The sequence below is a fragment of the Streptomyces sp. NPDC003327 genome (assembly GCF_053589515.1).
In genome coordinates this window covers 90,041-96,594 of sequence record NZ_JBSFSA010000021.1, presented here as the reverse complement: position 1 = coordinate 96,594, position 6,554 = coordinate 90,041, and the positions used below count along the sequence as shown (strand labels likewise).

General features: G+C 72.9%; 7 protein-coding genes. 2 read left to right on the top strand and 5 right to left on the bottom strand.

All coding sequences use genetic code 11. The annotated features are described in order from the left end of the window. Window positions 1-595 (top strand): hypothetical protein (locus tag ACWDVG_RS18325; protein WP_451700275.1); only part of this gene is annotated, 595 nt, incomplete at its 5' end. A 55-nt stretch (window positions 596-650) separates the two neighbouring features. Here ACWDVG_RS18325 and ACWDVG_RS18320 read toward each other — a convergent pair. The 4 genes from ACWDVG_RS18320 to ACWDVG_RS18305 form a co-directional block, all read right to left on the bottom strand. Then, window positions 651-1,484, bottom strand: a complete 834-nt coding sequence (locus tag ACWDVG_RS18320) for an aldo/keto reductase (protein WP_451700274.1) — start codon at window positions 1,482-1,484, stop codon at window positions 651-653. Window positions 1,485-1,527: 43 nt separating this feature from the next. Further along, a complete protein-coding gene (locus ACWDVG_RS18315) occupies window positions 1,528-2,754 on the bottom strand; it encodes an MFS transporter (RefSeq protein ID WP_451700272.1) in 1,227 nt (408 codons plus the stop codon). A gap of 228 nt (window positions 2,755-2,982) precedes the next feature. Further along, window positions 2,983-3,627: an L-threonylcarbamoyladenylate synthase gene (locus ACWDVG_RS18310; RefSeq protein WP_451700270.1), complete on the bottom strand. Its 645-nt coding sequence runs from the start codon at window positions 3,625-3,627 to the stop codon at window positions 2,983-2,985. An 8-nt stretch (window positions 3,628-3,635) separates the two neighbouring features. Beyond that, on the bottom strand, window positions 3,636-4,256 hold the full coding sequence (locus ACWDVG_RS18305) for a carbonic anhydrase (RefSeq protein ID WP_451700269.1): 621 nt from the start codon (window positions 4,254-4,256) through the stop codon (window positions 3,636-3,638). 154 nt (window positions 4,257-4,410) lie between these two features. On the opposite strand from ACWDVG_RS18305, the gene ACWDVG_RS18300 reads away from it, so the two are divergent. Beyond that, window positions 4,411-5,412, top strand: a complete 1,002-nt coding sequence (locus ACWDVG_RS18300) for a TerC family protein (RefSeq protein ID WP_451700268.1) — start codon at window positions 4,411-4,413, stop codon at window positions 5,410-5,412. 35 nt (window positions 5,413-5,447) lie between these two features. On the opposite strand, the gene ACWDVG_RS18295 is transcribed toward ACWDVG_RS18300, so the two are convergent. Continuing rightward, window positions 5,448-6,482, bottom strand: a complete 1,035-nt coding sequence (locus ACWDVG_RS18295) for a LacI family DNA-binding transcriptional regulator (RefSeq protein ID WP_451700267.1) — start codon at window positions 6,480-6,482, stop codon at window positions 5,448-5,450. Window positions 6,483-6,554: the final 72 nt, after the last annotated feature.

Sequence of the window (6,554 nt, the reverse complement as noted above, 5' to 3'; positions counted from 1 at the left end):
GGGCCAGCTTGATGTCGTCGGAGGCCGTGACCTGGCCGCGCGGGATGATGAAGCGGTAGGTGACCGCGGTGGTGCCACCGGCCTTGACGTCGGTGCCGCCGTCGCGGGCGTGGCCGGCGTCGGTGTGGCGGGCGTCGGCGGGCTCGTCGCCGCGGGCCGGGACCGACAGCCCGCCCCGCCCGCCACGGTCACCGCCCCGCCCGCGCCCGGTTCTTCCGCGGAGGCGCGGGGCACCGTCGACCCCGGCAGCAACCGCTGGTGGGCGCAGAGCGAGTTGGCCGTGACGACCCGGGGGGAGGTCACCGGGCTCACCGTCGAACTGCGCGTCGCCCTGACCGGCGGCGTCGTCAGCACCGGCCACTGGCGTACCCGGCCCGCCGAGGACTTCACCGTCACGGTGACCGAGGAGCGCGGCGCCCTCGTCTACCGGTGGACCCTGAAGCCGGGCCGTACGGTGCCGCCGGGACCGCACACCTTTGCGGCGCAGTACGACCACGCCGAGGGGGTACGGGACGCCTCGGCCGACACGTACACCGTGCTCCTCACCGGCCCGGACGGGGGCCGGTCCACGCTCCGCGGCGGGTTCGGCCGGTAGCGGCGGCCCCTCACGACCCCTGCCGCGGCCCCTCTCAACGGCGCGGTCCGACGGGTCAGTTGAGCTCGTCGGGGTGCGGGCCGGTGCGCAGGCCGCGGTCGAGCGCCGCCAGGGCGGTCATCTCCGCGTCCGTGAGGGCGAAGTCGAAGACGTCGATGTTCTCGCGGATCCGGGCCGGGGTCACCGACTTGGGGATGACGACGTTGCCCAGCTGGAGGTGCCAGCGCAGCACGACCTGGGCGGGCGACTTGCCGTAGCGGGCGGCGAGTCCGGCGATGACGGGGTCGCCGAGGACCGCGCCCTGCGCGAGCGGGCTCCAGGCCTCGGTGGCGATCCCGTGCTCGGCGTGGAGCGCGCGCAGCTCGGCCTGCTGCAGCCCGGGGTGCAGCTCGACCTGGTTGACGGCCGGGGTCAGCGCGGACCCCTCCCTCAGCCGGGCGAGGTGGCCGGGCTGGAAGTTGGAGACGCCCGCGGCGCGGATCCGGCCCTCGTCGGCGAGCCGCTCCAGGGCGCGCCAGGAGTCGCGGTAGAGGTCGCGGGCCGGGGCGGGCCAGTGGACGAGGTAGAGGTCGACGTGGTCGAGGCCCAGCTTGCCGAGGCTCGCGTCGAAGGCGCGCAGCGTGGCGTCGTACCCCTGGTCGGCGTTCCACAGCTTGGTGGTGACGAACAGCTCCTCGCGGGGCAGTCCGGAGGCGGCGAGCGCCCGGCCGACGCCGGTCTCGTTGCCGTAGATCGCGGCGGTGTCGATGCTGCGGTAGCCGGCGTCGAGCGCGGCGGTGACGGCGGCGGCGGTCTCGTCGTCGGGGACCTGGAAGACGCCGAAGCCGAGCTGGGGGATCTCGACGCCGTTGTTCAGCTTCACGGTGGGGACGGGGGCGGTGGAGCTCATGGTGGTGCGGTTCCTTACGCGGTGCGGATGGGGGAAGGGACGGTCAGTGGTGTACGGGGGTACGGGCAGGGGTGCCGGCGGTCGAATCGACCGTGGCGGTCGCCGGGGAGGCCGGGGCGGTCGCGGGGGCGCGGCGCTCCAGGGCGGCGGACCAGAGGGCGAGGCCGAGGGCCGCGGCGGCGAGGAGGGCGCCGACCCAGTTCGGGGCGGTGTAGCCGAAGCCGGCGGAGATGACCAGGCCGCCGAGCCAGGCGGCGAGCGCGTTGCCCAGGTTGAAGGCGCCGATGTTGACGGCGGAGGCCAGGGTCGGCGCGCCGTGCGCCTGGTCGAGCACCCTCTTCTGCAGCGGTGGCACGGTGGCGAAGCCGAGCGCGCCCACGAGCAGGATGGCGATCGCGGCCAGGACCTTCTGGTGCGCGAGGACGGTGAAGAGGGCGAGGACGACCGCGAGCCCGCCGAGCGTGGCGTACAGCATGGGCATCAGGGCGCGGTCGGCGTACCGTCCGCCGATCAGGTTGCCGAGGAACATGCCGACGCCGAAGAGGACGAGCAGCCAGGTGACGGCGCCCTCGGAGTAGCCGGCGACGTGGGTCATCATCGGGGCGATGTAGGTGATCGCGGCGAAGACGCCGCCGAAGCCGAGCACCGTCATCGCCATCGCGAGCAGCACCTGCGGGTTGCGGAAGGCGGTCAGCTCGCCGCTCAGCCGGGCGCCCTCGGGGCGCGGCGTGGCGGGCACCAGCTTGGCGATGCCGAGCAGTCCGACGACGCCGAGCGCGGCGACGAGCGCGAAGGTGGTGCGCCAGCCGACGGCCTGTCCGATGAAGGTGCCGAGCGGGACGCCCACGATGTTGGCCACGGTAAGGCCGGTGAACATGGTGGCGATGGCGCCTGCCTTCTTGCCGGGGGCGACCAGCTCGGCGGCGACCACGGAGCCGATGCCGAAGAACGCGCCGTGGGCGAGCGAGGCGACGACCCGACCGGTCAGCATGAGCCCGAAGCTCGGGGCGACGGCGGAGAGCACGTTGCCGAGCACGAACAGGCCCATGAGCACCATCAGCATCCGCTTGCGGCTCACCTTGGTGCCGAGCACGGTGAGCAGCGGCGCGCCGAGGACGACGCCGAGGGCGTATCCGGTGACGAGGAGGCCGGCGGTGGGGATGGAGACGCCGTAGTCGGTGGCGATCTCGGGCAGCAGCCCCATGATCACGAACTCGGTGGTGCCGATGCCGAAGGCTCCGATGGCAAGGGCCAGTAGCGCGAGCGGCATGGCTCGCCCCCTTCCGGAAATGCTTGAACGATCCCTTTGCATGCCTCCACAATAATTGCACGCGCGGCATATTTGCAAACGCGGGTAGGTGGTGGAATCCGGCTACGCGGGAGAGTGGGGGAGGGGACCGTTCGCGCCCCGTACGACGGGGCCAGGGGAAGAGGTGGCGCCCTCGGTGGAAAGGGGCGCGGCGGCTTCCGCGCGTCGTACGCGGAAGCCGCCCGGGGATCAGGGCTTGGTCAGACGGGGGACGACGCGTGCGAGCTCCGCGGCCGACAGGACGCCCTCGCGCACGAGGACCGGGCTGTCACCGGTGAGGTCCACGATGGACGACGACAGCGGTCCCGCGGTCCGCCCGGCGTCGAGGTACACCGCCACGGAGTCCCCCAGCATGCGCAGGGCGCTCTCGCAGTCCTCCGGGGAGGGCTGGTCGGTGAGGTTCGCGCTGGAGACGGCCGTCGGACCGGCCGCGGCGAGCAGTTCGAGGGCGACCGGATGGTCGGGCATTCGCACCGCCACCGTCCCCCCGGTCTCGCCGAGGTCCCAGGAGAGCGAGGGCCGGTGGCGGAGGACCAGAGTCAGCCCACCGGGCCAGAACGCCTCGATCAGATCCTCGGCCGCGCGCGGGAGGTCGGCGACCAGGTCACCGAGCGCGGCCGTGGAGCCGACGAGCACGGGGGAGGGCTTGTGACGCCCCCGCCCCTTCGCGGCCAGCAGACGGGCGACGGCCCGCGGATCGAACGCGTCGGCGCCGACGCCGTAGACGGTGTCGGTCGGGAGGACGACGAGGTCCCCCTGGCCGAGGGCGGTCACCGCCGCGGCGATACCGGCGGAGCGGGCCGCCGGGTCCGCGCAGTCGTACGGCAGGGTCATGCGCCGGATCACCTGTCCTCGTCGACGCCGTGCGACGTCACGAGCCGGGCGCTGCCCTCGGCGAGCCGGTAGCCGAGGCCCACGACGGCGACCTCGCCGGACGCCACCTGCTCCGAGAGCACCTGGGAGCGCTTGACCAGCAGGTCCGCGGTGTGGCGGATGTGCTCGTCGATGATGTCGCTGCCGTCCGTCAGGCCGGCGGCGCGGGCGGCCAGGATGCTCGGCGTGACGCGCTCGACGACGTCGCGCACGAAGCCGGGCGCCGGCAGGCCGTCCTCCACGGCGGTGCGGGCCGCCGCGACGGCGCCGCAGGAGTCGTGTCCCAGGACGACGACCAGCCGACAGCCGAGCACGCTCGTGGCGTACTCGATGCTGCCCAGCACCTCCGCGCCGAGCACGTGACCGGCGGTCCGCACGACGAACAGGTCTCCGAGCCCCTGGTCGAAGATGATCTCGGCGGCGAGGCGCGAGTCGGAGCAGCCGAGGATGACGGCGAACGGCTCCTGTGCGGGCGCGAGCTGGGCGCGCCGGGCGGCGTCCTGGTTGGGGTGGTCCTGGGTGCCCGCGACGAAGCGACGGTTGCCGGCGAGCAGGGTGTCGAGAGCGACTGAAGGAGAAGTGCGAGGCATGCCGCCTACTGTACGAGTCGCCCTCCGCCGGCCGTCGACCGGTGGTCGACGTGGCCCCGTCCCGCTCCCTCTGAATCGCCCGCGTCCCCGAGGGGGCGCAGAATGCGGTAAAGGGGTCCGCGCGCCAGTCGCGGGCCGTCGGGGAGTGACGGGTGTGCTCGAGGTCCCGCTCTGGCTGTGGGCGGCGTTCGCCGTGACGGTCGTGGTGTCGCTGGCGGTGGATCTGCTGGCGCACCGCACCGCGCACGTGATCGGCTTCAGGGAGGCCGCCGCCTGGAGCGCCCTGTGGGTCGGCCTCGCCCTGGTCTTCGGCGGGGTCGTCTTCCTCGTCCTCGGCACGACGGCCGGCACGGAGTACACCACCGCGTGGCTCCTGGAGAAGAGCCTCTCGGTCGACAACCTCTTCGTCTTCGCCGTCATCTTCGCCTACTTCAAGGTGCCCCGCGCCTACCAGCACCGCGTGCTCTTCTTCGGCGTCATGGGCGCCCTGGTCTTCCGCGGGATCTTCCTCTCCCTCGGCGTCGCGGTGGTGAGCCGCTTCACCGCCGTGCTCTTCGCCTTCGCCGCCGTCCTCTTCTACAGCACCTACAAGCTTCTCAGGGGCGACGAGGAGACCTTCGACCCGGGCAAGAGCGTCGCCGTACGGATGCTCCGCACGGTCGTGCCGGTCCGCGACGAGTACGCCGGCATGAAGTTCTTCGTCAAGGAGGCCGGCACACGCGTGGCCACCCCGCTCCTGGCGGTGGTCGCCGCGATCGAGGCGGCCGACCTGGTCTTCGCCGTCGACAGCGTTCCCGCCGTCCTCGCCGTCAGCGACGACGCCTTCGTCGTCTACACCAGCAACGCGTTCGCCATCCTGGGCCTGCGGGCCCTCTACTTCATGCTCGCCGGACTCCTCGACCGGTTCCACTACCTGAACAAGGGCCTCGCGATCATCCTCGCCTTCATCGGCGTGAAGCTCGTCCTCCAGGCGTCCCACAAGACGATCAGCACCGGCATCCCCGAGATCCCCTCGCCGGTCAGCCTCGCGGTCATCGTCGTCGTCCTGGCCGGTTCGGTGGTCCTGAGCCTGCTGCGCCCCGCCCCGCACCAGCGGTCGCCCGGCTCTCCCGAGCAGGACCGGCAGGGGGAGGATCCGCCCCCTCCGGCGGGCTGACGGGAGAGCCGGAGGGGCGGGTGCCCCGGGTACGGTCAGCGGCGCGGCGCCGTCGTGGTGCTGGCGCGGACGACGAGGCGCGGCTCGACGGAATGCGGTTCCGGCAGGGGGCCGGGGGCCTCGATGCGGCGCAGCAGGTGGGTCACCGCGAGGGCCCCCATGTGCTGGAACGGCTGGGCGATGGTGGTGAGGGAGGGCGAGCAGTACTCGGCGAGCTCGATGTCGTCGAAGCCGACGACCGAGATGTCGTCCGGGACGCGCCTCCCGGCCTCGTGGAGGGCCCTGATCACGCCGAAGGCCATCTCGTCGCTCGCCACGAAGACCGCGGTGACGTCGGGGATCCGGGCGAGGACGAGGCCGTTGCGGTAGCCGGAGCCCGGTGACCAGTCGCCTTCCAGGGGCGGCGGCACGGCGCGGCCCGCCGCCTGGAGGGCGGCTTCCCAGCCGTCGCGGCGCTGCGTCGATTCGAGCCACTCCGCGGGTCCGGCGATGTGCCAGACCGTCTCGTGCCCGAGGTCCAGGAGGTGCTGGGTGGCCGTCCGGGCCGCCTGCGCCTGGTCGACGGCGAGGATCTCGGTCGCGTCGGTGCGCGACCCGTCGATGGTGACGGTGGGCGTGGACCGGGTGAGCTGCTCGATCCGGCTGCTGCTGTGGATGAGCGGCACCGACAGGATGATGCCCTCCACGTCCTGGTCGGCGAGCCGGGAGAGCGCGTTCTCGATGGCGAAGGTGTCCAGCGACGTGGTGGTGGCGGTGCTGACGGCGTAACCGGCCTCGCGGGCGGCGTTCTCGATGCCGGTGGTGACGGCGGCCCGGGAGTAGAAGTTGGTCTGGAGCGTGACGACGCCGAGGGTCCGGCTGCGGCCGGAGGAGAGCATCCGGGCGGCGTTGTTCCGCCGGTAGCCGAGCTGGTCGACCGCGGCCAGCACCTTCGCGCGGGTCTTCTCCTGCACGTTCGGATGGCCCGCGAGGGCGCGCGAGACGGTCTGCGCGGACACGCCCGCGACGCGTGCCACGTCCGTCATGCCCGGCGGGCGTTTCGCCAGGTCCGTGTCCCCGCGCTTCCCCATGAGGTCCCTTCCCCGTGTTCGGTCCGCTCGATGATATCGCCGCACACGGCGCCGAGGCGGTACTCCAGCCTT